The sequence below is a fragment of the Arthrobacter sp. BGA-UO-ETr-C19 genome, assembly GCF_059568005.1.
Map to the genome: position 1 here is coordinate 1 of NZ_JCAQPC010000018.1, position 24120 is coordinate 24120.

Annotated in this window: 19 protein-coding genes and 1 pseudogene; 9 read left to right on the forward strand and 11 right to left on the reverse strand. The window is 64.5% G+C overall.

Annotated features, from left to right (window positions below):
• Window positions 1-211: 211 nt before the first annotated feature.
• Window positions 212-418, reverse strand: a pseudogene (locus tag AC57BR_RS10030) (aminotransferase class I/II-fold pyridoxal phosphate-dependent enzyme); the annotation flags it as partial.
• A 452-nt stretch (window positions 419-870) separates the two neighbouring features.
• The gene (locus AC57BR_RS10035) at window positions 871-1569 is read right to left on the reverse strand and encodes a maleylpyruvate isomerase family mycothiol-dependent enzyme (RefSeq protein ID WP_496360072.1); all 699 of its coding nucleotides are present in this window, start codon (window positions 1567-1569) and stop codon (window positions 871-873) included.
• Window positions 1570-1898: 329 nt separating this feature from the next.
• Between AC57BR_RS10035 and AC57BR_RS10040 the strand changes: the two genes are divergently transcribed.
• From AC57BR_RS10040 to catC, 4 genes are all read left to right on the forward strand, one after another.
• A complete protein-coding gene (locus tag AC57BR_RS10040; RefSeq protein ID WP_496360074.1) occupies window positions 1899-3272 on the forward strand; it encodes an MFS transporter in 1374 nt (457 codons plus the stop codon).
• Window positions 3273-3349: 77 nt separating this feature from the next.
• Complete coding sequence (locus AC57BR_RS10045) at window positions 3350-4282, forward strand: LysR substrate-binding domain-containing protein (RefSeq protein ID WP_496360076.1); 933 nt, start codon at window positions 3350-3352, stop codon at window positions 4280-4282.
• Complete coding sequence (locus AC57BR_RS10050; RefSeq protein ID WP_496360078.1) at window positions 4279-5379, forward strand: mandelate racemase/muconate lactonizing enzyme family protein; 1101 nt, start codon at window positions 4279-4281, stop codon at window positions 5377-5379. Before AC57BR_RS10045 ends, AC57BR_RS10050 begins: the two co-directional genes overlap by 4 nt.
• A gap of 29 nt (window positions 5380-5408) precedes the next feature.
• Window positions 5409-5687: a muconolactone Delta-isomerase gene (catC, locus tag AC57BR_RS10055; RefSeq protein WP_236820697.1), complete on the forward strand. Its 279-nt coding sequence runs from the start codon at window positions 5409-5411 to the stop codon at window positions 5685-5687.
• Window positions 5688-5704: 17 nt separating this feature from the next.
• Here the strand turns inward: catC and AC57BR_RS10060 are convergent, their stop codons facing one another.
• From AC57BR_RS10060 to benA, 5 genes are all read right to left on the reverse strand, one after another.
• Window positions 5705-8536, reverse strand: a complete 2832-nt coding sequence (locus tag AC57BR_RS10060; protein WP_496360080.1) for an AAA family ATPase — start codon at window positions 8534-8536, stop codon at window positions 5705-5707.
• Window positions 8537-8595: 59 nt separating this feature from the next.
• The gene (locus tag AC57BR_RS10065) at window positions 8596-9423 is read right to left on the reverse strand and encodes a 1,6-dihydroxycyclohexa-2,4-diene-1-carboxylate dehydrogenase (protein ID WP_496360082.1); all 828 of its coding nucleotides are present in this window, start codon (window positions 9421-9423) and stop codon (window positions 8596-8598) included.
• Window positions 9423-10994: a benzoate 1,2-dioxygenase electron transfer component BenC gene (gene benC / locus AC57BR_RS10070; protein ID WP_496360084.1), complete on the reverse strand. Its 1572-nt coding sequence runs from the start codon at window positions 10992-10994 to the stop codon at window positions 9423-9425. The genes AC57BR_RS10065 and benC overlap by 1 nt, the downstream gene beginning before the upstream one ends.
• Before the next feature lie 124 nt (window positions 10995-11118).
• Window positions 11119-11655 carry a benzoate 1,2-dioxygenase small subunit gene (gene benB / locus AC57BR_RS10075; protein WP_496360086.1) on the reverse strand — a complete coding sequence of 179 codons (537 nt, stop codon included), beginning with the start codon at window positions 11653-11655 and terminating at the stop codon, window positions 11119-11121.
• 35 nt (window positions 11656-11690) lie between these two features.
• Entirely contained in the window at window positions 11691-13076 is a 1386-nt protein-coding gene (gene benA / locus AC57BR_RS10080) for a benzoate 1,2-dioxygenase large subunit (protein ID WP_496360088.1), read from the reverse strand.
• 324 nt (window positions 13077-13400) lie between these two features.
• Between benA and catA the strand changes: the two genes are divergently transcribed.
• From catA to AC57BR_RS10100, 4 genes are all read left to right on the forward strand, one after another.
• Window positions 13401-14282, forward strand: a complete 882-nt coding sequence (catA, locus tag AC57BR_RS10085) for a catechol 1,2-dioxygenase (protein WP_496360090.1) — start codon at window positions 13401-13403, stop codon at window positions 14280-14282.
• A gap of 91 nt (window positions 14283-14373) precedes the next feature.
• Window positions 14374-15657: a benzoate/H(+) symporter BenE family transporter gene (locus AC57BR_RS10090; RefSeq protein WP_496360092.1), complete on the forward strand. Its 1284-nt coding sequence runs from the start codon at window positions 14374-14376 to the stop codon at window positions 15655-15657.
• Between the two features lie 858 nt (window positions 15658-16515).
• Window positions 16516-16641 carry a hypothetical protein gene (locus AC57BR_RS10095; protein ID WP_496360094.1) on the forward strand — a complete coding sequence of 42 codons (126 nt, stop codon included), beginning with the start codon at window positions 16516-16518 and terminating at the stop codon, window positions 16639-16641.
• A 505-nt stretch (window positions 16642-17146) separates the two neighbouring features.
• Window positions 17147-17626, forward strand: coding sequence for a hypothetical protein (locus AC57BR_RS10100; RefSeq protein WP_496360096.1), 480 nt, complete (start codon window positions 17147-17149; stop codon window positions 17624-17626).
• Between the two features lie 112 nt (window positions 17627-17738).
• On the opposite strand, the gene AC57BR_RS10105 is transcribed toward AC57BR_RS10100, so the two are convergent.
• The 3 genes from AC57BR_RS10105 to AC57BR_RS10115 form a co-directional block, all read right to left on the reverse strand.
• Window positions 17739-18461 (reverse strand): nucleotidyl transferase AbiEii/AbiGii toxin family protein, encoded by a 723-nt coding sequence (locus AC57BR_RS10105; protein WP_496360098.1) that lies wholly within the window; start codon window positions 18459-18461, stop codon window positions 17739-17741.
• A complete protein-coding gene (locus tag AC57BR_RS10110; RefSeq protein ID WP_496360100.1) occupies window positions 18440-19033 on the reverse strand; it encodes a hypothetical protein in 594 nt (197 codons plus the stop codon). The genes AC57BR_RS10105 and AC57BR_RS10110 overlap by 22 nt, the downstream gene beginning before the upstream one ends.
• Window positions 19034-20504: 1471 nt before the next feature.
• On the reverse strand, window positions 20505-21647 hold the full coding sequence (locus AC57BR_RS10115; protein WP_496360103.1) for an alpha/beta hydrolase: 1143 nt from the start codon (window positions 21645-21647) through the stop codon (window positions 20505-20507).
• A gap of 647 nt (window positions 21648-22294) precedes the next feature.
• On the opposite strand from AC57BR_RS10115, the gene AC57BR_RS10120 reads away from it, so the two are divergent.
• Window positions 22295-22630: a hypothetical protein gene (locus AC57BR_RS10120; protein ID WP_496360105.1), complete on the forward strand. Its 336-nt coding sequence runs from the start codon at window positions 22295-22297 to the stop codon at window positions 22628-22630.
• A 525-nt stretch (window positions 22631-23155) separates the two neighbouring features.
• Here AC57BR_RS10120 and AC57BR_RS10125 read toward each other — a convergent pair.
• Window positions 23156-23956: an IclR family transcriptional regulator gene (locus tag AC57BR_RS10125; RefSeq protein ID WP_496360107.1), complete on the reverse strand. Its 801-nt coding sequence runs from the start codon at window positions 23954-23956 to the stop codon at window positions 23156-23158.
• Window positions 23957-24120: the final 164 nt, after the last annotated feature.

Below are 24120 nucleotides of genomic sequence, written 5' to 3' on the forward strand. Positions count from 1 at the left end.
TCGATGATCTCTCCCGTCACAGGATCGATCATCACCCCTGTCATCTCGGTCGTGGACTCTGACACGGCCGTCTCCTTTCGGATCAGGCCGGACCCTCACACACCGTTTTTCTTACAGTCCCTAGGTGGGGGACCGGCCTTTTTGGCCTGCTTTGGCACCACCGCTTGAAGGGATGCAAGGGCTGTCCGTGTCCCTTTAGAGGGGGAGATCCCGCCGTCGATTCGGCCGAAATGGGGTTCTGCAGGTCGTTGTAAATGATCGCCTCGGGATTAGGGGTGATCGACGCGCGCACCTGGTCAAGGTCAATCGCGAAGCCCTGGCTCGTGGGCAGGTAGCGGTAGGGCACGGCCGTGCCGCCGAGGTACTCGATCGGGGATTCGTAGCTCGGGAAGCCGGGGTTTGGGTAGAGGACCCGTTCCTGAATCAAAGGCAAACAGCATCATGACGAACACCAACGCACCCCGGTCCCCGATAACCTCTCCACGGCCATCGAGCACCTCGACCTCACTCCTGAAGGCCTTGCCGACGCCCCGGCCCTCCAGGAGGACACCGAGGGCCTCGTGCACACTGGAAACAGCTAAGACTGTTGTCCCCTCTGCTCGGGCAAGGCCCGGCTACTACGCCTGACGACAGCGGCCGCTCTTCGCTTGGGTGCGGTTGGGACTTCGTCCAGCCAAACCTGCCACACCCACCCCGGCTGACAGGGTCAATGCACATTTCTATGAGAGCGACGGTCCCGGCCTGGTGCACCTGTCTTTCCTAGGCTCACTGCTGGAGACAAAGTGGGACTGGAAAACATCCCCGCACCTGCGGCGAAAAGTCAGTCCGACCCGCTCAGGATGGGACGCTGCAATCTTCGAGCCGGCCGGCTCACCAGCTAGGCAGTGCTGGCACGGGGCCGTCCGCCTCGATATGTGCTGCATCGCCGCGCGCCAGCCACTGAAGCAGGCCCTCACGGTCGGACTCGATGTGCAGCGCGCCGTTGCCGATAATCCACTGGTCGCGTTCCTCGGTCACCAGCGTCATCCCCGGCGCCCCCTTGGCACGCAGTGCACGTACCACGGCCTCGATGGCGTTCAACAGCGAATCGGGGTCGGCCTCCTCGATGGTCCAGGCGGTCTCAAGGTCATGGTGGTGCACCACCACCTCGGCAATTCTCAGCGCCACAATGGATGTGGCCGGCAGGTCCCGGCCACCTGCCCTTACTTCCGGCGCCGCAAGTTCCCCGGTCAACCGCTCGGCTTCACCGGCGAAAGCGGCGGCTGAGTCCCGCACTTCAGCCAGGAGCTCCTCCCGCGGCAGGGCAGCAAGGGCAGCGATGGCCTCCGAGCGCGCTTCAGGGGATGCGTACAGCCGGCGTTCCTCCCCGGACGTGGCCCAGTCAATCAGCCCTATCAGGGCACGTCCGCTGGATGCGACGTGCGCGATGACGTGGGCGCGGGTCCACCCTTCACACAGCGAAGGAGTAGCCAGCTCTTCATCGGACAAAGAGGAGACCGTGGCCAGGAACATATCCGTCTCCCGGCCCAGGCGGGACAGGTCTGAGTGCAGCCGTGCTGGATTGATCATCACGCCAGCCTAACCGCGGCGCCCTGCTCCCGGCCACGGTTACGGCACGCCGGGTTCATACCGGCAGCCTATGGACTAAGACCCACCCTCCCACCGACGCCGGGATGCCCCTGCTGCCGGGCGCATTTGGCCTGTTCCCGCTGGATCCATCGCAAAAACAGCCCCTTTGATACGCGGAAACGGCACAATGCACCCCCGGCGCTAAACCGGGCATTTCCCTCGTATGCCGTGCGTCACATTACCTGTCAGGCTGGGTTGCCGAGGCCCCGGCGCGGATCCATCCGAATGTCGCAATGCCTCCACACCCGCCCCCTGAAAGGACACGCCCCATGACGCTGCCGCACCCCCAATCCACCCTCTCCGGAAACCCGGGAAAGGAGGCTCGGACGGCCAACTGGGTGGCTTTCGTCATCTGCGCCGCCCTCCTGTTCGATGGCTACGACCTGGTGGTCTACGGCACCGTCCTTCCGGGACTGCTCGCAGACGCAGGCCAAATCGGTCATTTTGATGCCGCCACCGCCGGGCTCCTGGGATCCTGGGCCCTCATCGGCGTGCTGGTGGGGTCGCTGGCATGCGGTGCGATCGGCGATTTCTTCGGCCGCCGCCGGCTGATGCTCGCCGGCATCGCCTGGTTCTCCCTGGGCATGTTCGCCACCGCCCTGGCCACGGACGTCACCGCCTTCGGCGCCCTCCGGTTTGCCACCGGACTCGGCCTGGGCGTCGTCATCGCCAGCGCCGGCGCCACGATGGCCGAGTTCGCCCCTGCAGGACGGCGGCAGTTCTACAACGCGATCGTGTACTCCGGGGTCCCCGCGGGCGGCGTGCTGGCGTCCGTCCTGGGCATCGCGTTCCTGGACAGCATCGGCTGGCGCGGTCTCTTCATCATTGGATCCCTGCCCCTCCTGGTCATCCTGCCCGTTGCCTGGCGGAAGCTTCCGGAATCCCCGCGGTGGCTGTTGGCCCGGGGCCGGGAAGAGGAAGCCCTGGCCGCTGCCTGGCGCACCGGGGTGCCGCTTGCCGAAGAGCTGGTGATCCGGGAGGCCGGCGCCGCCCCGCGGAAATCCGGGTTCGCCGCCGTCTTCTCCCGCCAGTTCGCCGTGGCATCCATCCTGCTGGGACTGATGTCCTTCTGCGGGCTCCTCCTGACCTACGGGCTCAACACCTGGCTGCCCAAAATCATGGAGGGCTACGGCTACGGCAGGACCTATGCCCTCTTCTTCCCGCTGGCCCTGAACCTCGGCGCCGTGGTGGGCGGACTGGTCGCCTCCCGGATGGCCGACAGGAACGGACCGCAGCGGGTTATCGCTGCCACGTTTGCCCTGGCCACCATATCCCTGGGATTGATGACGTTCAGTTTTCCGTTGCCGCTGCTCTTCACCTTCATCGCCACCGCAGGGGTGGGAACCCTTGGCACCCAGGTGCTGGTCTACGGATTCCAGTCCAACTACTTCACCACCAATGCCCGTGCCGCCGGCGTCGCCTGGTGCGCCAGTGTGGGCCGGCTGGGCGGGGTGCTGGGTCCGATCATCGGCGGCTGGCTGGCCGCCGCGGGCATCGGCGGGGCAACAGCCTTCTATATCTACGGAGGGGTGGCCCTGCTTGGCGGCGCAGTCACCATCCTGGTACCGCGCCAGCACAGGCTGGACGAAGCTGTGCCGGCGGCTGAAGAGCAGCAAGATTACGTCGAAAAAGTATCTAAGTAAGGCTTTTTATGGTTATTCTATGAATCAATGAGGCTCCATCCCGCCTCACCCCGAACGCTTGGAGAGGTGGCACCGCAATGGAGATCCGGCAGCTGAACTACTTCATTGCGGTGGCGGAGGAGCGGCACTTCGGCAGGGCGGCCAAGCGGCTCCATATGGCGCAGCCGCCCCTGTCCCAGCAGATCCGCCAGCTGGAAGACCAGCTGGGCGTCCAGCTCCTCAACCGCACCACCCGCCGGGTGGACCTGACGGCGGCGGGCCAGCTCCTGCTGGACCGCGGCCGCCAGATCGTCAACGACGTCGAGACGCTCCGGGCAGATGTCTACCAGGTGGGAATGGGCGCCACCGGCGTCCTCCGGGTGGGGTTCTCCGGATCGGCAACCTACGGCGTTATGCCCCGGATAGCGCGTCTCACCAAGCAGGTCCTTCCCGGCCTGTCGCTGGCGCTGAACGGAGAGATGCTGACGCCGTCCATGGAAGCAGGGCTGCGGAACGGGACCCTGGACGCGGCACTGCTGCGTCCCCCCGTTGCCTCAGAGGAGATCGACTACCGCGTCGTCTCCCAGGAGCCACTCGTCGTCGCACTTCCCTCCTTCAGCGCCCTAGCGGTGGACCGGCCCGTGGCCATGCACGAACTGCAGGACCAGGACTTCATCGCCTACAGACCGGAGTCCGTGCTGAACCGCATTACCTCGGACCTCTGCCGCCAGGCAGGCTTCCAGCCGCGGATCACGCAAGTGGTTGGTGAGACCTCCACAATGCTGGCGTTCGTGGCAGCGGGCGGCGGCATCGCCGTCATGCCGTCCAGCGTGCGTGCCTTCCAGCTCGACGGCGTCGCGTACCGGGAAATCGACAACGTTCCGCCGGTGGAACTGGCCGTCGCCTGGCTGCGCGGCCACCGGTCCGCCCTGCTGCAAAACTTCCTGGACGTCGTGGCCACGGCAACGGCTGACGCGTCCGCCCATGCCGCCACCCCCGCTCCTGCTGACGAAAGGCTCCTCCCATCATGAAGATCGCAGCCATCGAGGCGATCCCCTACTCGATCCCGTACCGCCACCCGCTCCATTTCGCCTCCGGCTCCGTGCACGAGGCCGACCACGTCCTGGTCCGCGTCCACATCGATGACGGCGTGGTGGGAACCGCAGACACCCCGCCCCGCCCCTACACCTATGGTGAGACGCAGAAGTCCATTGTTGCGGTGGTGCAGGATGTTTTTGCCCCGCAGCTGGTGGGCATTGACGTCTTTGACCGGGAAAAGATCCAGGCCGTGATGGCGCGGACCATCCACAACCAGACGGCCAAGGGCGCGGTAGACATTGCCGTGTGGGACGTCATCGGCAAGACCCTGGGGCAGCCCGTGACCAAACTGCTGGGCGGCTACACCGACTCGCTGCGGGTCTCCCACATGCTCGGGTTCAAACCCGCCCAGGAACTCCTGGCGCTGGCCCTGGAGTTCCGGGAAACCTACGGCATCAACACCTTCAAGCTGAAGACCGGACGCCGTCCGCTGAACCTGGACATCGAAGCCGCCAGAGTGCTGCGGGAGGGCCTGGGCGAGGACGCCGAGCTGTACATGGACGCCAACCGCGGCTGGACAGCCAACGAGGCCGCCGAGGTGCTGCGCCGCACCTCCGACCTCGGCCTGCAGTTCCTTGAGGAGCCCGACGACGCCCGCGAAGTCCTTGGCCGCCGCCGTCTGGTCACCAACTCCCCCATCCCCATTGCCGCGGATGAGTCCGCCGCCAACCTCGGCGAGGCTGCCCGCGAAATCCTCACCGGCGGGGCCAACCTCCTGTCCGTCAAGACTGCCCGGTCCGGCTTCACCGAAGCCGCCAAGATCGTTGGCATGGCCGAGGGCATGGGCATCGACGTCTACATCGGCAACCAGATCGACACCCAGCTAGGCACCGTGGCCTCCGTGGTGTTCGGCGCAGCCTTCGCCCATAGCGCCAAGCGTGCGGCGGAGCTGTCCAACTACCTCGATATGACCGATGACCTGCTGGCCCGGCCGCTGGCCATCACGAGCGGCCGGATCCACGTTCCCGAGGGGCCCGGCGCGGGCACCGACGTGGACGACGACAAGCTCGCCCACTACCGCACCGACTGACACCAACCCCTTCCATCGAGAGGTCACCCATGAAGTACCTGGTCCATATGGACGTCAAACTGCCCGCCGGCATGCCTGCCGAAGAAGCCGCCGGAATCAAGGCAAAGGAGAAGGCCTACTCCCAGGAACTGCAGCGCTCCGGAAAATGGCCCGAGATCTGGCGCGTGGTGGGGGAATACGCCAACTACTCCATCTTCGACGTCGAATCGAACGACGAGCTCCACGGCATCCTGCAGGACCTTCCGTTGTTCCCGTACATGGACATCACCGTGGTTCCGCTGGCCAAGCACCCCTCAGACGTGAAGTAGCCGCCACAGTCCCAGGGTCAGTCCTTGTCCCGGAACGCCGCCGCGAGCTCGCTGCGTGACCGGATTCCCATTTTCCGGTACAGCCGCGTGAGGTGGTACTGCACCGTCTTTTCGGCCAGGAACAGGGCCCGGGCTGCCTCCTTGTTGGTTGCCCCCGCAGCCACCAGTTCGGCCACGGCCTGTTCCTGGGCCGTGAGCTGTTGATGGTGGCTGCCCACCGAAGAGAGCACCGGATCAGCCGGGTCCGGCAGGTTTCCGACGTCCAGGCCTGTCGCCTTCAGCTCGCGGTCGCACCGTTCCACATACGTGGCTGCGCCGAGGGTGTCATACAGGTCGCGGGCCGCGCGCAGCACCGATGACGCCAGGCGCCGCTTTCCGGCCCGGCGCATGCTTTGCCCGAACGCGAAACTTATCCGCGCCCGCAGGTAAGGGCGGTTAAGCCCGCGGAGGTGTCCCAACGCCGCCTCGAAGTGTTCCCTTGCCGTGTCCGGGTCCCCCTGCGCGGCCAGCAGCCGCCCCCGGGCCCATGCCATGCGGGCCAGGTCCGAAGGGACTTCCCGCTCGCGGTGCACTCCTTCAAAAGCGGTAAGGAACGTATCGGCGGCATCGAGCTTGTCAGTCATGACCAGCGCGTTGACGTAGGTGTCCTGCCACGGCCAGAAGGACACCCGCTGATCAGTCCAGGGGTCCAGCTCAGTCAGCGGCTGCAGGGCAGCCAAGGCACTTTCATAATCCGCCCGCGCCTCGTGGAAACGGGCACGTGCCAGGCTGGCCGGGACCTGCATGGCCCGGTACGTTCCCGGCTGCACTGCGGCCTGCGAAACGTAGTAGCGTGCCCGGTCCCAGTCGCCCCGCATGGACCACAGCTCGGCGGCCGTCCAGTACAGCAGCGGGCGGATCAGCGGCATCCGCGAGGTCTCCAGCCGGACGCTTGCCCGGGTGATGGTGGCGGCGGCCGCATCCCAGTTGCCCAGCACAAGGTGGGTGCGGGCCAGCCAGGCCTCGGCCCACAGGGAGATCCGCAGCGATCCCCCGCGGTACTCGGTGGGGGCGGCCGACTCAAAATTCACCAGCGCGGATTCGGCGTTGTCCAGGCGCAGGGCCAGCCAGCCGGCGCCCATCTGCACCCGCTGCTTCTGGGCATTCTCGGCCGCCTGGGCAGAGGCCCGCTGATAGGAGGCCTCGGCGTCCGCTATCCGGCCCTGGGCATAGAGGCCCAAACCGTAGATGGCTTCCGACTCGATGTGCGCCGGTGTTCCGGGCTCCGTGAGCGCCATAGCGCGTTCGGCCCAGCCGGTAATCATCGGACCATCCCAGGAGGCCACCCCGTGGAGGACGAAACGCTGGGCCACCTGTGCTGCCGCGGCGGGTTCATGCTGCGGATTGCTGGTCCGCCAAGCCATCTCCAGTTGGCTTTCGGCGCTGTCACTCTGGCCGGACACCGTGGACAGATACCCCAACACCGAGGAGCGAAGGGGCGAGGGCGGCAGGGCATCCACCGCCCCTGCCCAGGCCTGCGCCTGGGCCACATTACCGGAGCCGACCAGGGCGTCGACCGCTCTCAGGAGCCGGAGGTTGCGGGCGCGGATATCAGGGGACAGCCGCGAGGCGGAGAACAGCGCGGTGGAGGCATCCTGCCACGCTCCAACCGTGGCCTGCCGCCGCGCGAACTCTTCCAGTTCCGCGGCCAGGGTTTCGTCTGCGGCCGGGGTGGCGGCAACGCGGTGGCCCAGCTGTTCGCCTTCGGACTGGACAGCCTCGGCGGCCTTCCGGTGCAGGGCAATGCGCCGGCTGGGGACGATCTGTTCGTAGACGGCTTCCGCGGTGCCGGGCTCCAGGAAGACGACGGCGGAGCGCGACTGGTCCACGGACAGTCCGAGCAGCCCGGCACGGTGCCCCTCATCGAGGGCCGGCATGACGGATTCCAGGCCGCCCACCTTGGCCACCTCAGCCAGGCCCGCGCCGGGGGCGAGCACCGATGCGGCCTCAGCGGCGGCGACCAGGGCGGGGGACGCGCCGGCCAGGACGCTGCGGACCCTGGCGCGCACCCGGGAGGTCGGCGGCAATGAGGGAAACCACGACTGCCAGGTCTCCGGGGGCAGTTCACGGAGCAGCTCCACGATGGACTGGGCAATCCCGCCGGTGTGCGTCACCAACCCGTGGGCCGCCGTCGCGCTGAGGTCCAGGCCGAACAGGCTCCGTGCCACGTCCTGGACCTGCTGCGGCGAGAGGGGCTCCAACGGAATGCGGGCCACCTGGTGGCCGGAGAGGAAGTCGAGCACACCGGCGGGGACACGGGGCGCGTCGACGGGGTTGAGCGTCAGCAGGAACAGGACCCGCTTGTCGTGCAGCCTGCGCATGACAAAAGTGAGGATGCGCAGACTCTCCTCGTCAAGTTTGTGGACGTCGTCGACGGCGACCACCACGCTGCCGTGCGTCTGCAGGCCTTCGAGATGGGTACTGAGGGTGGCGGCGTAGTTGACTACCTGGTCGGGGGTCAGGGAGGCGACGGGCCCGGGCGCCAGGGCCGGGCCGCCGTCGTAATCCTTTGCCGTGCGGAGCGGCAGGGTACGCATGAGCTGGGAGTAGCCTGCCAGGGCGAACTGCGCCTCCCAGTCGTCCCCCATGGCGGACAGGACGCGGACGCCACGGGCCGCCGTCCGGCAGTGGTCAAGGAAGAGTTCCAGGAGCGAGGTTTTGCCGGACCCTGACGGGCCGGACAGGACCACGGTTCCCACCTTGCCCTTGCGGACGGTGCGGAGGATTTCCAGGAGCTGCTCAAACGCCGCGGCCCGGCCCGCCAGCGGGAAGTCCTCCGCCATTTCGCCCTGGGTGGAGCCCGCTGTCATGGCCGTAATCCTACCGGAGCGGCCCGTGCGCCCCTGGTGCCGCGCGTCCAGCACGGGCCCTACCCCAGGTCGCCGCCGGCCACCGGGAGGATGCTGCCGGTCAGGTAGGACGCCTCGTCCGAGGCTAGGAACACAATGGGCGCCGCCTGCTCGTCCAGGGTGCCGTAGCGCTTCATGAACGAGGAATCCACCGTCTGGTCAACGATGGTTTGGTACCAGTCCTTCTCGGTGGCGGATTCGGCGTCGGGCCCGCGCTTGACCTTGCGCGGCGGGGCTTCCGTGCCACCGGGGGCGGTGGCCACCACGCGGATGCCGTGTCCGGCCACCTCCATGGCCAGCGACTGGGTCAGGGCGTTCACGCCACCTTTGGCCGCGGCATAGGGCACCCGGTGCATTCCCCTGGTGGCTACCGAGGAGACATTCACGATCGTGCCAGAGCCTTGCTTCATCATGGCCGGCAGGACTGCCCGGCAGGTCCAGAGCGTGGGAAAGAGCGAGCGGCGGATTTCCTTCTCGATCTTGTCCTCGTCGTACTCCTGGTACGGGCGCGCCCAGATGGTGCCGCCCACGTTGTTGACCAGGACGTCCACGCGCCCGTGGGCCGCTAGCGCGGCCTTGATGGCCTGGGTGGCGCCGGCAAAGGTCTCGAGGTCTGCGGTGACGGACGTGGCCGACCCGCCCGAACCCGACGCCTTGGCGGCCTCGTCGATGCCGCCGGCAACATCGTGGACCAGGTCCGCGCGGTCCACCAGGACCACGGCGCCGCCTTCGGCCCCGATGCGCTCGGCCACCTTTTGGCCGATCCCCTGGGCAGCACCGGTGACGACGGCGACCTTGCCGGCGAACCTACCGGGGGTCACGTATTGCCCGGCGTACGGCGCAGCCATCAGTGTGTGGCCTTGGCGTCGATGGCCCCGACCATTGTCCCCTTGGCATCCTGGGCGTGGGCCATGATGACTTCGCGCAGTCTGGCTTTGTCCCCGCGTTCAAAGGCGTCGACGACGTCAAGGTGGTCCTGCGTGACGCGTTCGAAGATCGGCGTGCCGGTTTCGAAGGCTGCGGCCATCTGGGCGTGGACGTCGAGGCGGCGGTAGGACTCCAGGAGCATCGGGTTATCGCAGATCATGAAGAGGTACTCGTGGAATTCCTCGTTGGTGCGTGCGAACTCCTCGGGATCGGTGATGTTCCCGCCCTGTACCGAGCGGGTGGTGGCTTCGGCCAGGCGGCGGAACTGGTGCAGTTGCTCTTCGCTGAGCCTTCCCAGCAGCAGTTCGCTGACCGCAAGCTCCAGGCCCATGCGGGCATCGAGCTGGGCGAAGCTGTCCTCCTTGCGGAAATCCAGCCGGCCGGTCTCCAGCGAGGACACGGCCTCGCCGCGGGTCATGGTGTCGCCGTCGGCCTGGATCTTCTCGGCCGGCGCCGGGGCGCCCGTTTCGGTGTCGCCTCCGGTGGTCTCCTTCGGAGCGAACCGTTCGAAGTAGAAGTTGGCGGGCTGGATGCCTTCGGTGTCCAGCCATTTGGAGACGGCGTTGACCATGGGGGGCGGGCCGCAGAGGTAGATGTCCACGTCGCCTTCGTTGAGGTGCGCGGGTTCGATGATCTGCGTGACGTAGCCGGTGTGCGGGGCGGAGGTGCCTGGCTCGGAGGCGATGTAGTCCCAGGTGAAGCCGGGCAGCTTCGCCTCGTAGGCGCGCAGCCAGTCCAGGCCCACGATGTCCGCTTCGCGGGTGAGCCCGTAAATGAGGTGGACCGGGGTGGACGGCGGGTTTTCCGCGAGCTTTTCCAGGATGGACAGGAGCGGGGCCAGCCCGGTGCCGCCGGCCAGGAGCAGCAGGGGCCGCTTGGGCTCACGCAGGAAGAACGAACCGTACGGCCCCGTGAACTCGATGGCGTCGCCTACGGCGGCGCGGTCGCGCAGGTACTCGGACATGGCGCCCAGCGGAGTCACACGGACCATGAAGGACGCGCCCTGGACCTCGGGACCGCTGCTGAAGGAGTAGGAGCGCTCGTCATCCGTGCCGGGAACCTTGAGGTTGACGTACTGGCCGGGGAGGAAGGCCAGCGCATCCCGGTTGTCCACCTCCAGGGTGAAGGACACCGTGGTGTCCGTATGCCGGTTGAGCTCCTTGATGGTGGAGGTGAAGGACGCGGCTGCAGTCTTCGCCGATTCCGACGTGGCCGGGATTTGGATGGTCAGGTCGGACTCCGGAACGGCCTGGCAGGTCAGCAGATAGCCTTTTTCGAGTTCCTCCTCGGTCATGGCGTCGTCGATGTAGTCGCCCGGGTCGAAGGAGCCGGAATCGCAGAACGCCTTGCAGGTGCCGCAGGCGCCGTCGCGGCAGTCCGAAGGGATGTTGATGCGCGCCTTGTAGGCGGCATCCATGACAGTCTCATAGTCGCCGACCTTGATGACTTTGGTGACGCCGTCTTCGAAGCTGAGGGCTACTTTGTGGCCCATGGGGTCCTCCTGGCTGGCCGGGCGCGTCGTCGCGGCCCGGGAAAAAGTTGTGGCGTGCCCGGCGGGCACGGGGTGGGAGCCGCCGTGCGGAGCCCGTATGTCCCGGGCGCCGGTTGCGGGCAGGTCAGATCATGTAGACGTCCACCACGTGGTGGATGTAGTCGTTCTTCAGGATCACCTTCTTCTTCAGGATCACCGGCTGCGGACCGGACAGGTCCACCGTGTAGTAGCTGGTGCCGAAGTAGGTGTCCGTCGTGTTGTAGCGGAAGTAGAGGGTGAACCAGTTGAAGCGCACCTCCACCTTGCCGCCGTCGTTCGCCAAAACCTCGACGTCCGTGATGTTGTGGCCCGTACGCGGCTCCGGGAGGGAGGTGGCCGAAGACCTGTCGGTCTTGATCCGGAACACCCGGTCCTCGATGCCACCGCGGTTGTCGTAGTAGATCAGGGAGATCTCGTTCTGGGGATCCTGCGTCAGCTGGTCGTCCACGTCCCACGCCGGCATCCAGAATTCGGAGTCCGGGTGGTAGCACTCCAGCCATTCATCGAACTGGCGGTCGTCCAGCAGCCGGGCTTCCCGGTAAAGGAACGCCCGGACGGTTTCGAGGGTCGCAATGTCCTCCGCAGTCTTTAGGACCGGGGCGGTGTGGGTCAGGTTGGTCATGGGTTCTGCGCTCTCTGTGGTTCCGGCGGGCTCTGTCAGGCGGAGACGGGGACGGATTCCAGCGCGGAACGCTCCTCTTCCTCCGCAAGGGCCCGGTCCATGACTTCCTTCCAGTACCCGTGCTGGATGGGGTAGAGCCCTTCGTCTTCGGTGCGCACGCCGGAGGCGATCACCCGGGTCATGCCCAGTGCCTGAGCCTGCTCGTCCGGGCCGGTGATCTCGTGGGTGGAGCCGCGGGTCATGTCGTTCCACGGGGCGCTGGTGGCCCAGTAGGTCTTGTTGCAGGAGCGGAATTCCTCCAGGTCGTCCGGTGTGGCCATGCCCGTGGCGTTGAAGAAGTCCTCGTACTGGCGGATGCGCTTGGAACGGTTCTCCTGCGACTCCCCCTTGGGGGCGATGCAGTAGATGGTCACCTCTGTCTGGTCAGCGGAAATCGGCCGGAAGTGGCGGATCTGCGAGGAGAACTGGTCCATGATGTAGACGTTCGGGTACAGGCAGAGGTTGCGGGAGATGTTGATCATGAAGTTGGCCATCTCTTCGCCGTACGTGGCCACAAGCTCGTCGCGGCGGTCCCACAACGGGCGGTCCTGGGGGTTGGTCCATTCCTGCCACAGCAGCAGGTGCCCGTGGTCGTAGGAGTAGAAGCCGCCTTTGACCTTGCCCCACTTGCCGGCGTCCATGGCCTTGGTCTTGTTGGCAGAGTCTCCGGCGCTGCGGCGGGCAGTTGTGGCCGCGTAGTTCCAGTGCACGGCCGTGACGTGGTAGCCGTCGGCGCCGTTCTCGGCCTGGACCTTCCAGTTGCCGTCGTAGGTGTAGGTGGAGGAACCGCGCAGCACCTCGAGGCCTTCGGGTGACTGGTCGACGATCGAGTCGATGACCTTGGTGGCATCACCCAGGTGCTCCTCGAGCGGGAGCACGTCAGCCTTCAGCGAGCCGAACAGGAAGCCGCGGTAGGATTCGAAGCGGGCCACCTTGGTGAGGTCGTGCGAGCCTTCCTTGTTGAAGGTCTCGGGGTACCCGGCGTTCCGGGAATCCTTGACCTTCAGCAGCTCACCCGAGTTCTTGAAGGTCCACCCGTGGAACGGGCAGGTGAAGGTGGTGCGGTTGTCCGTCTTGCGGCGGCACAGCATGGCGCCGCGGTGCGAACAGGCATTGACGAGGCAGTTCAGCGTCCCGTCCTTGTCCCGCGTGATCATCACGGGGGTGCGGCCGATGTAGGTGGTGAAGTAGTCACCGACGTTGGGGATCTGCGACTCGTGGGCGAGGTACACCCAGTTGCCTTCGAAGATGTGCTTCATCTCGAGTTCGAAGATCTCCTGGTCAGTGAAGATCTCGCGCTTGGCCCGGATGACACCGTTCTCGCGGTCGTCGATCACGGCGTCGGCAAGGACCTCGCGGGCATGGATCAGGTTCTCGGTCATGGCGTGCTCCTTCTTGGAGATTGCTGGACGGATGGGCGGAGGTCCACTCGGGAAGAGGCTTCGGCGGCGGACGTTATCCAGCAATTCTTGCCGCTCGCGACTGGCCTCACATCAGGCAAATACCTAGGTTGGACCAAGGGTGTCTTTATGTATTGATAATGACTCAAAAGACGCCTAGTTGATATTTGTAGCGTCCTTATCTGCGGCCTACGATTGAGACCGAGATCACGCGGTGCGGCGCAGGATAAAACGACTGGCCCCGCAGCCCGCGTCGGGTGCAGGAGCCCTTCCTGTCCCCATTCAATGAAGAAGGTGGACATCGTCATGACCCAAACCCCAGCGGACAGCCGCACGGAAAACGAAGGCACCGCCGTCGAAGCAGGCGCCAAGGCAACCGAGCGGTTCGCAGCGTCGGGCAAGCTCTCCAAGGTGGAAGTGTCCAAGGAACGCGTGAGCCTGCTGGCCGGCGCGCTGATCAAGGCCGCCAACGACATCGTCGCCGAGCACCAGGTCACCTACGAGGAGTACAACGCGCTCAAAGCCTGGCTGATCAAGGTTGGGACGGACGGTGAATGGCCGCTGTTCCTCGACGTCTGGCTTGAGCACACCGTTGAGGACGTCAACTCCCAGGACCGACCCGGCACCGTGGGCACCATTGAGGGCCCCTACTACGTTCCCAATTCCCCGGAACTTCAGACGCCCGCCACCGTTGAAATGCGCGACGGCGAAGAGGGCACCCCGCTTCGCTTCAGCGGCCAGTTCACCGACACCGAAGGCAACCCCATCCAGGGTGCCCAGGTAGAGATCTGGCACGCGGACGCCGCCGGCTTCTACTCCCAGTACGCCCCGGGCCTGCCCGAGTGGCTCTTCCGGGCCACCGTCAAGGCCTCGGACGACGGCCGGTTCGAAATCAACACGATGCGTCCGGCGCCCTACCAGATCCCCACGGACGGGGCCTGCGGGCAGCTGATCAGTGCCGCGGGCTGGCACGCCTGGCGTCCGGCGCACATCCACATCAAGGTGTCCGCACCGGGCTACGAGCCGGTAACCCAGCAACTGTACTTCCCCGGCGACCCCCACAACGCTGACGACATCGCCTCGGCAGTCAAGCCTGAACTGATGCTGGACCCCCGCCCCCGTACCGACGGAAAGGGCGAGGAAGTAGTTTATGACTATGTCCTGGCCAAACAGGGCCAGAAGAAGTAGCACGCAAACTGGGAGATACCCCCGCACGAAGGCGCTCCGGAGCTGATGCTTCGGAGCGCCTCCGGTTTTTCCGCGCCAGCCAGGAGTTCCGATGAGCCATCCCCGTCCCGACCTGCCCGCCACGTCCGTCGGATCAGCCGCGCTGGCGCCGGAGCCGGAACCCTTACTGGAACGCCCGGGGGTCCGGCCCGCAGGGCCGCGCCGGATTCTTCGCGACATGGGTCTGTCCTACGTCTCCAACGGGGCCATCGGGCTCATTTTCGCGGCGTCCGGACCCATCGCCGTCACCCTGGCCGTCGGAACGGCGGGCGGCCTGACCCAGGGCCAGCTGTCGTCCTGGGTTTTTGGCATTCTCTTTTCCGGCGGGGCGGCCACGCTGCTGATGTCACTCATTTACCGGCAGCCCCTGGGCTTCGCCTGGTCCATCCCCGGCACGGTTCTCCTGGGACCTTCCCTGCAGCACCTGACCTTCCCCGAAGTCGTCGGGGCCTTCTTCACCTCCGGCGTGCTGATCCTCGCCCTGGGCGCCACCGGGCTCGTGCGCAAAGCCATGGCGCTGGCGCCCATGCCGATCGTGATGGCCATGGTGGCCGCGGTGTTCCTGAAGTTCGGCACGGACATCGTCGCCTCCACCCAGGACAACCCGGCCGTGGCTGCCCCAATGGTGGCCGCGTTCCTCGTGCTTACTGCCGTTCCCATGCTCGGCAGGTATCTGCCGCCGGTCCTGGGCACGCTGGTGGCAGGCTGCATCGCCGTGGCTGCCAGTGGCCAGTTCAACCTTTCACACGGCGGACCGCTTCTGGCCACCCCGGTTTTCACCGCGCCTGAATTCACGTGGGCTGCCCAGCTCGAGCTGGTGGTTCCCCTGGCCCTCACCGTGCTGTTCGTTCAAAACGGCCAAGGCATCGCCGTCCTCCGCGCCGCCGGCCACCATCCGCCGGTGAATGCCTTCGCCATTGCGTCCGGCGCCTTCTCGGTACTGAACGCAGGGTTCGGGGCCGTTTCGGCCTGCGTCACAGGTCCCACCAACGCCCTGTTGACGTCGTCAGGGAAGCTCCAGCGCCAATACACGGCCGCCGTGGCGTACGGCCTGCTGGCCCTGGTGTTCGCAGCGTTTGCCCCCACCCTGACCCGGCTGATGCTGGCCGCGCCCAAGGAGTTCGTCCTGGCGCTGGGTGGCATCGCGATGCTGCGGGCCCTCCAGCAAGCCTTCGTCACGGCCTTCGCAACCAGCTTCACCCTGGGCTCGCTGGTGACGTTCGTGGTGACCATCTCCGGCATGAACCTCTTCAACATCCATGCAGCCTTCTGGGGCCTGGTGATTGGCTACGGGGTGTCCAGGCTTCTTGAGCAGAGGGACCATTTGGGTCTCTAAGTCGGCCAACCTGCAGCGTCGTCCGCGTACAGGCCCATCCCGGCTTACGTGACCGTGGATCCATCAACTCCTCCTCCCACAAGGCCAGGTCCTGAGTGCGGGACAGCTGGAGTATCGCGGCAAACCCCGGCTAATGATGATGCCGAGGCAATCACCCAGTTCAGTCAACGCGACTTTACGCCCCCAGCCGCGACGCGGTGATCGAAAAGCCCCGCAGGTTCGGCCCCAAAACCGTTCGGGCCGCGGTGACTGCCAGTAAGCCCTGGATCCGGGCGGCAAGAATCCGTGAACAAAGAGCTATGGAGTCTCGGCGTTAGGTGGCGGCGTTTTGTGTCGCTTCGTGTCGCTAGTTCCGATGACCAACACGCTTGCTGCTGCTTTCACGACATCATCGGCGATGATTCCGAGCTGGTTGGTTTTGAGGACGCGGACGATCTGCGGGACAAGCCGTTCGAGGATCCGGATGTGGCCTCCAAAACAAAGAGAGGCTCTCCCCGGCCCGAGGGCGCGGCATCGATGCGAGAAGCCGAGACGCGATCGCAGAACCCCGCCACTTACCGGCAATATTCACAACAGAGAGCGCCCGGTCGCGCCGTTCCGCGGGACATCCCCCAACGAACAGGGCAACCCGCCCGCAGGCATCGAGGCCGACCAGTTTGGGCACACCTGAACCTGACGTCAGAGAACAAGCAGAGTGGGTGTCAGAACAGGGGCCCGTTTCGTCCTTTTCTGACGCTGGGTCAAAAGGCTCTTAGAGATCAATCTGACATTAACTGACCTGCCTGACGCGCTGTTCCGGGTCATGGCGATGTCTGGTTGGCTATAGCGTGCTGCAGTCCGTGGTGGGACTATGCCTGAATGGCGGGGGGCAACACTGTACAGGCAGCCGTTGAAAAGGCGCGTGAAGAAATGATTTTCATCGGACCGGACCACCCCTACTACCGGCTTCTGGCCGAGATGGTGACCGCGGTGGAGGCAGCCTGACAGCAAGGGTATGACGCGCACCGGACCGGCAGACCTAAATCCAACCCCTATAGCTGGCACCTGGGAACCCCACACTGACAGCCCTCCCCACGGCAGTTCCGACCCCGGGGGCCGCATCGTAGTCATGGTCTCCCGGCCCAGGTCCAGAGTGTTCGATTTCGAGTTGACCTCGGTGAGCAGGTCCGTCATGTAGACGCCCCATGTGCCCGATCCCCCGGAAGGCTTCACCAATGCCCGCCTACAAAACACGTTTGCTCATCACAAACGGAAATTCAGGGCGAGTGGTTGAGCGTTCTGAGGACGTGGGCAACTCACTTCAAGGCTTTTGACGGCTGCATCCTTGGACGGTTCGCCCGTGATCTGTCTCCGGGCGGAGCTCGTGCGGGAGCCGCCTGAAGGCGTTGACGCCCCATGGAGACGCAGGAGGAGGTCAGGCCAGACCGAAAGGCACCGTGATTTACAGGGTCGCGATAGGTTGGGGGGCAGAACTGCAAAGGAGATGCCCATGGGCTACACCCACTACTTCCCGGGCCTCGCGGCCACCGCTGACGTCATCACCGATGCCGTGAAGATCATCGAAGCCTCCTCGGAGACCATTTGCGGCCCGGCCGGACAGGGACAGCCAATCCTCAACGAAGAGGACGGAATCCGTCTGAACGGCTTTAAGGCTGCCGGCGAGGCCTACGAGACGTTCCATCTGCGCGGCACCACAACGCCGGCCTACCCGGAAATGGGGACGTTCTGCACGACGGAGAACCGGCCCTACGACGTCGTGGTCACCGCCATTCTGGTCGCTGCGGCGGTCCGGTCTCTTGCCTCCGCCACAGGCACCATCCAGAGCGACGGTCGGTGGGACAACTGGGCTGCCGGCGTGAACCTGTTCGAGAAGGCGCTGCGACCGCTGACCGAGGACGAGAAGATCGCACTGGAGCTCGACGTCGAGGCCATGCGCCCAGCGCCCACTCCACACCCCGACGTCCCCTAGGAGTGGCAGAGACCCGGTCTCGGATGACTTGAGCACGCAAGATCGATGCCGGACATTTCAGCCGGTTGGAGGTCGCTCCCCCGAAACCTGACCGCACCCCGCTTGGGACCGGTTATGCGATGTCGGGGCCGCTTGAGGTGTTACCGGATCCGCCGAGGTCGACTGGTTCGATTGTTTGGCCGGCGACGGATTTGTAGTGGCGGATGGTTTTGGCGAATCCCGTGAGGGTGGTGTCCAGCCGGGAGAGTTCTTCGGCGGGGAGCCCGTAAGTGGTGAATGCAGTGGTTGGCAATGCCCTGTGACCCGTCATGGAGGTGGCGAACAGCTCGAGGTCCAGATGGGGGTCCCGTCGCCGGCACAAGTCAATCAACTGCCATGGCGTGAACCGGCCGCTGTTGATGATCGAATAGGCATCAAGGTAGTCCCGGGCGTAACCACGGGAATAGACCGCCAGCAATTTGGAGGCCACGGAATCCTTCAGCGACATGACCGGACCCACATCCACGACGGCGGGCTTGTTCTCCCACCAGTCCAGCCCAAGGTCCATAACGACTGTTGTGCCGTCCTTTTCCACGGTCAGGCTGGCGAACTCCTGGTACGGCCGCGTGACCTCGACCGTGTACCCGGCCGATTCAAGGGCTACCGTCATCTTCTTCACGCACGTCGCGAATGTTTCAGGGGTATGGTTTCGGTGCAGCGCGAAAAGATCGACGTCCTCCGACATCCGGGCGATCACGCCGTGTTCCTCCAGTGCCTGTCCCCCGGCCAGGATGAAGCCGTCTTCAGCGAGAACAGACAGCGCTATTTCCGCTGCTACCCGTTGAGCATCGTCCATGAAGGATGTTCCTTGCTTTCACGGTGTCCCGGAAGCTGAGGGAAAGTCGACTCCCACAGTTCGCGGCACCGATCGGGCAACCGCATCGAGGGCCACAGTCCGACCAGCCGGCCCGCGTTAACGATCCCGCCCATCTCATCGACCGACCCCGAGTTCTGCAGCGTCAACTGATAGAGCGCCACGCAGGCTGCATCATCAGCCACGTCATACCGCCGGTCCGGGCCCCAATCCAGATGAATCGGCACCTCAAGAACGCCGGACGCCGGGCCTTTCAGATCTTCAAGGGCTTTCGGAACGAGGTAGACGAGGGAATCGGCAATAGTGTGCCGGTCCTCCGGCCCGTAAACGTACTCGCGCAGCCCCGCCCGCACGCGTTCGGAGACCGTGGTACCTTCCCTGACCGCCTTGGCTTGGGCCTGGTTCCACAAGTCATCCTCTATACGGACTGTATGCCTAGTTGTCCCGGCCGACATGACGCCCTCCCGACTAATCCCCTGCTCTTCCGCTTCCACATTATCGGCTGTCATGACACCCCGTAAGGCTTGTTCGTCCTTGAAGGCAATCAGGGTCACGCATGGTTCCACATCTGGTTGCGCCCTAGGCATCCAAGGCCCATTCCGTCATGTTCTCATCCACCAGGGTGGCGATGAACAGATATGCAAGATCACCAAGCTGCAGCCGCCTCAATTCAGGACATAGCGGCAAAATCGACAGCCCAGTGTCATGTAGCCGACGTCGCAGATAAGCATGAGCAGGTATCGACAGAAGAACCCTCAATCCAGGAGAGACGCGCGATGAACGTCATGGGCCACATGAACGACGGTGTTGACTGCTGTTTGGCACCACTCTACGTCAGACCGCTTGCCGGCATTCGGCAGGAATGAGCCCTTCGGATTGAGCCCAAGTCATGTTGGCCGGCACCGGACACACCATGAACAAGCAGAACAGCCACTCAAAGCCGAACAGGAGGAACCAGGTGAACCGCCTACAACATATTCAAGAAGCTCGCACTGAATATTCGTCGCGTCATGTTGCCCAGGCCACGGACGTCCATGAACAGGTAACGAAGTACGTACGGTCGATCGAGGTAGGCAAGGAGGCAACCGGCCAGCAATGAAAAAGGCCCCCGAAGGGGCCCTTCGCACCACAAATTGTCCACACTCAGAGGCTAACAAGCCCCTGAACAGGGGAAACACGTGCCCGAGATGGGACTCGAACCGGGCGCCAACCCTTGAAAACCCGCCACTCCCCCAGAAACATCCGCAGTACGGCCCGGTCCGATGCCGGTACAACCGAATCCGAAGCCCCAGGTGTGCACATTGTGCACGCCCTCTTTTTTGGCATTTTGATGCGGCAAAGAGAGGCGCGCACCACTTCGCGCCCGAAGTACCTGCGCCTATTCATTTCGTCCAGTGTCGCTGCACATCGCTGCGCTGGTCGGGGCTCGACGCACGGCCTCGAGCGAGCCCCAACGTCCAGAGCAAGTTGAGGCTGGGGATCAATCAGTGTCACGGCGCTGCACCTCCTTCAGACATCTCATGGGCGAAACAGCGGAAGCACGCATGACCACGACCCTGCACCCAGGAAGTACCGCGGTTCAATGAGGGTCCAGCGCACCGGTTTCCGCGGAACCGATTGAGCTGACGAAATCTCCATTATCGGCGTTCGGTCTCGGCCGTCTTAGACGAGAGAATCCCGCTTCTGATTGCAGGCCTGTCGCTCGAGCACCATCCAGCGCGTTCGGCGGTGACTGGACCCGGCGAAGCCCTGACCCGTAAAGGAGGAGCCACCTGGCAGTGTCGGATCTGTCATGAGAATAGCCAGGCAGATAGGCGTGAAAGCACGGAAAGCATGCCTCTTATTGGATGGCGAGATCCTTGCGGCAGGACCCATTACCTCGCGTTTAAGCCGCCCGAGCCCACAGCTTCTACTCCATGTTCCACGCCGGTCTACTGGTATTTTCAATCACCGCGATAACGAGATGTTTTGACACCGCGATGGGTGGGGAGCTCACGGACAGAAACGCCCGCAGCTCCCTCAACATCACTTCAGGTTGCTGCGGAAGAAATCGGTGAGTTTGTCGAAGGGGATGAGACCGACGCGGTCGTACAGGTCGACGTGGCCGGCGCCCGGAACCCAGAACAGTTCCTTCGGGCCGGTCGCGAGCCGGTAGGCCTCTTCGCTGAACTCCCGCGAATGTGCCTGGTCGCCGGTGATGAACAACAGTGGCCGCGGCGCGATCAGCTCCAGGTCCGCGAACGGGTGGAAGTTCATGAACTTGGTGTTGGTGGCCAAGGCGGGATGCGTCGTGGTATTCGGGTGGTATCCGCGCTGTGTCCGGTAGAAGTCGAAAAACTCCCGGTCAACTGCTGTGGAATCCGCGGTGAGCTCTTCGGGCGTACCACCGGTGTACTGGATCGCGCCGCCAGCGAACTCGACGTCCCGCTGGGACGCGGCCTGGGCGATGATGGCCTTGCGCTGTTCCAAGGTGATGGATTTCCGCAGCCCGTCACGGTTGGCGGCGCCCATGTCGTACATGCTCACCGTGGCGATGGCCTTGATCCGGGGGTCAATCTTGGCCGCGCTGATCACGAAGCTGCCGCTGCCGCAGATCCCGATGGCACCGACGCGCTCCCGGTCAATGAACGGCTGGGAGCGCAGGTAGTCCACGGCGGCGCTGAAATCTTCGGCATACACGTCGGGTAAGACAGCGTTTCCGGGCTTGCCGGCGCTCTCTCCCCAGAAGGACAGGTCGAAGGAGAGCGTGACGTAGCCCTGCTCGGCCATCTTGGTGGCGTAGAGGTTTGCGCTCTGTTCCTTCACGGCGCCCATGGGGTGCCCCACCACCAGGGCGGGGTTGGTTGTGCTGCGGTTCAGGTTGTTGGGGACGAAGAGGTTGCCAATAACCTTCATCTCGTACCGGTTCTTGAACGAGATCTTCCGGACGGTGACCAGTTCACTCGTGTAGAAATTATCGGCACCGTTAGAGGTGTCCCCCGGGGCCAGGTCCTTTCGGGCAGTCGGAGCGGCGAGGGCCTGCTCTGCTCCTGTCAGGCCCGCCGCGCCAGCAAGCCCGAGAGCCGCCGCACCGGCGCCTGTCAGTTTGATCAGGTTGCGGCGTGATACACCGCGCTCCCCTGTTGCTCCGGCGGTCATGTTGTGGTTCACGTCGAAGTTCGTGCTCATGATGTTCATCCTCGTGGTCGGTCGGTTACGTATCTTGATGCGTTTCAGTGGCACTTTCGAGCAGACCACAACCTGATTGGCCGGTGAGAGTCCCTGCTGAGACGGGTTCTGCCATAGCCCCTCTAGATCCGTGCCAGTTCAGATGGCACATGTGCGCCGGAGCCAAGACGGTGAGGGCTGTTTGACAATTGCGTGAGGGGCAAAGCAGTTAATTCGTTCCGATCCTCAAGGTCGACAGGGCGCAGGCAGCGAAGATCGGGACGGCGGATACCTCGGCTCGTGGAACACGATTCGTGAATGATTCATATAAGGGCCGCTTCGCCATCGTCGCCCTCGCCAAGGGCGCAGACTCTTAGTTTCCGCCGTTGCCTGCAGTGCGGTGAAGTACGAATTGACTCCTAAAGCTGTTAGCCGGATTTTGATGCGCCGGCGGACGTCCACCGCGGTAGGCGAGTGCGAGTTTGTCGCAGCGCGTTGCCAAAGCTCGCCACCCGAAAGACTTCCCCGGAATCTAGGAGACACGCCCTGGCAAACCGATTCCAGGGGAACATGGCGCAGGTCTGCGACAGAAGACACGCTGGCCGACGTGCCGCCTCCAATGCCTCTGCGGCGTCAGGTCAGATCAGTCATTTACGGGCGCGTAACCGTTGAGCCGTGTAGCCGACGAACACAAGACGCCGCCCGCGTTCTTGAGCGACGTCATGAACTGCTCCTGGCTCAGGATGGTTCAGAAGGCGAAGCAGGCTGACATCAGCCCGAAGTTATGGCTAGCGAGTAGACACGTCCGGTTTGGCCGGTTTGGCGTCACCGCCGGAATCAAGATCAAGGAAGGCCAGCAGATCCCCGCCCAGGTCCCGGTGCACATTCCCACCGTCGCGTCCGACTCGGTCCTGGGCACCAACAGCCCGGACACGCCCTCCAGCGTCCCCGTTTCCAGCCTGCTCACCCCCGCGCAGATGAACCTCGCTCTGGCAGCTCCCTAATCCGGTCCGCGAACACGAACGCGCCAGGCCCCGTAACCGAGTGCCTGGCGCGTTCATTTGTCTCTCTTGACATCAGCGGCTGTCCACGCATGGGGAACTTTGCCAGCAGTGCCCCCTTCAGGAGAAGCGTTCCCTCGAGCAAATCTTAGAGATATATGAATTATGAGGTCGGATCGAAGCTATGGTTGGCTGGCGGGTCTATCGTTGCGACGCCATAAGAAGAGCCCGGGCCGGGTAGCGGGTGGAGGCCGCTCGTCGGGCATTCCCCGGGTTCTCCACGGCAAAGGGCTTTTCGGCGAGATGCATGCAACGTTTTGGTGGACCGCCGCCCCTGAGCAGACTTCGGAGATCCCCAGTTCCAGAGATCAAGCCACTCCACTGCCAGGTTCCTCCACAGCGCCTGCACGCGGGTTGCCCGCCACAGATCCTTTGGGTATGCCGTGGTAAGGACGAACACCGCCAGCCCAGGCGCGCAGTCCTGGCAGCAATACAGGCGCCTCCTGTCGAACTTTGTCTGTTCGAGGCTCAGTTCGCGCTATCGGTGGGGCGGCCGTGGGATCCGAGCATGTCTGCGACAGGTATCCGCCCGAGCTTTTCAGCAACGTCCTTCATGACCGGCAGCACGTCCTGGGCTGCCTGTTCATTAAAGCGGAAGCTGGGCCCGGAGACGGTGAGTACGCCCACAATGTCATCACGCCCCGCCGCCCGGATGGGATAGGCAAGAGGCGCAACGCCCTCCTCGTAGATGTTGGGGAGGTAGAGGTAGCCATCAGAGCGTGCTCTATGGATGATGCTCAAGGCCTCCTCCGTGCTGCGGGGCGCGGCAGAACCGTACTCCCCCGGTGATGCGAACCCCTCTTCCTGTAACCGTGCTGCCGCCTCGTCGTCTGAAAAGCTACTGAGCAGGAGCAGTCCGCTTGCGGTACAGGCAAGAGGGAGATTGCCGCCATGGAGGGGGTCGTACTTAAGGCCCGACTGCCTGCCCTGGGCTTTACCGACCCGCACCAGGTGGGGTCCGTCCACGAGGTTCAGCCGGGCGAGTTCGCCGCTGGCAGCGGCAAGTTCTTCAAGCAGCGGGCGCGCAAGCTCCACCAGCGGGATGAGTTCGAGGTATTGCAGTGCGTGGGACGTAAGTTTCAGGGTCAGGTGATACCGGCCAAAATCGTCGAGCCGGGCATACCCCAGCCGCGTCAGCTCCCCCATTAACCGATGCGCAGGTCCTTTGGAAGCGTCCAAAGCCGTAGCGATCTCGGTGAAGGTCAGCCCGCGGGGGGCGTGGCTCAGGAGTTCTATTGTTTGAAGTCCGCGCTCCAGTTCAGCGCTCATGCCTTCTCCATACTGCTTCCACCAATTCTTTCGGCCGGCCCAATGCCCCTCGCGGTCGGCAGGACCACGCCTCCAGCCTGCCTTGGGGCAAATTCCCCCTCCGTGCTGGCCTCAGGTCCACGGCTTGCCAACCGGCATTGCAAGCCTAGTCGCGATCAAAAGGC

Coding starts and splice junctions, on each gene's coding strand:
- AC57BR_RS10035 (WP_496360072.1), bottom strand. CDS start 1,569: ATGATCAATCCAGCACGGCTGCACTCAGACCTGTCCCGCCTGGGCCGG.
- AC57BR_RS10040 (WP_496360074.1), top strand. CDS start 1,899: ATGACGCTGCCGCACCCCCAATCCACCCTCTCCGGAAACCCGGGAAAG.
- AC57BR_RS10045 (WP_496360076.1), top strand. CDS start 3,350: ATGGAGATCCGGCAGCTGAACTACTTCATTGCGGTGGCGGAGGAGCGG.
- AC57BR_RS10050 (WP_496360078.1), top strand. CDS start 4,279: ATGAAGATCGCAGCCATCGAGGCGATCCCCTACTCGATCCCGTACCGC.
- catC (WP_236820697.1), top strand. CDS start 5,409: ATGAAGTACCTGGTCCATATGGACGTCAAACTGCCCGCCGGCATGCCT.
- AC57BR_RS10060 (WP_496360080.1), bottom strand. CDS start 8,536: ATGACAGCGGGCTCCACCCAGGGCGAAATGGCGGAGGACTTCCCGCTG.
- AC57BR_RS10065 (WP_496360082.1), bottom strand. CDS start 9,423: ATGGCTGCGCCGTACGCCGGGCAATACGTGACCCCCGGTAGGTTCGCC.
- benC (WP_496360084.1), bottom strand. CDS start 10,994: ATGGGCCACAAAGTAGCCCTCAGCTTCGAAGACGGCGTCACCAAAGTC.
- benB (WP_496360086.1), bottom strand. CDS start 11,655: ATGACCAACCTGACCCACACCGCCCCGGTCCTAAAGACTGCGGAGGAC.
- benA (WP_496360088.1), bottom strand. CDS start 13,076: ATGACCGAGAACCTGATCCATGCCCGCGAGGTCCTTGCCGACGCCGTG.
- catA (WP_496360090.1), top strand. CDS start 13,401: ATGACCCAAACCCCAGCGGACAGCCGCACGGAAAACGAAGGCACCGCC.
- AC57BR_RS10090 (WP_496360092.1), top strand. CDS start 14,374: ATGAGCCATCCCCGTCCCGACCTGCCCGCCACGTCCGTCGGATCAGCC.
- AC57BR_RS10095 (WP_496360094.1), top strand. CDS start 16,516: ATGGCGGGGGGCAACACTGTACAGGCAGCCGTTGAAAAGGCGCGTGAA.
- AC57BR_RS10100 (WP_496360096.1), top strand. CDS start 17,147: ATGGGCTACACCCACTACTTCCCGGGCCTCGCGGCCACCGCTGACGTC.
- AC57BR_RS10105 (WP_496360098.1), bottom strand. CDS start 18,461: ATGGACGATGCTCAACGGGTAGCAGCGGAAATAGCGCTGTCTGTTCTC.
- AC57BR_RS10115 (WP_496360103.1), bottom strand. CDS start 21,647: ATGAGCACGAACTTCGACGTGAACCACAACATGACCGCCGGAGCAACA.
- AC57BR_RS10125 (WP_496360107.1), bottom strand. CDS start 23,956: ATGAGCGCTGAACTGGAGCGCGGACTTCAAACAATAGAACTCCTGAGC.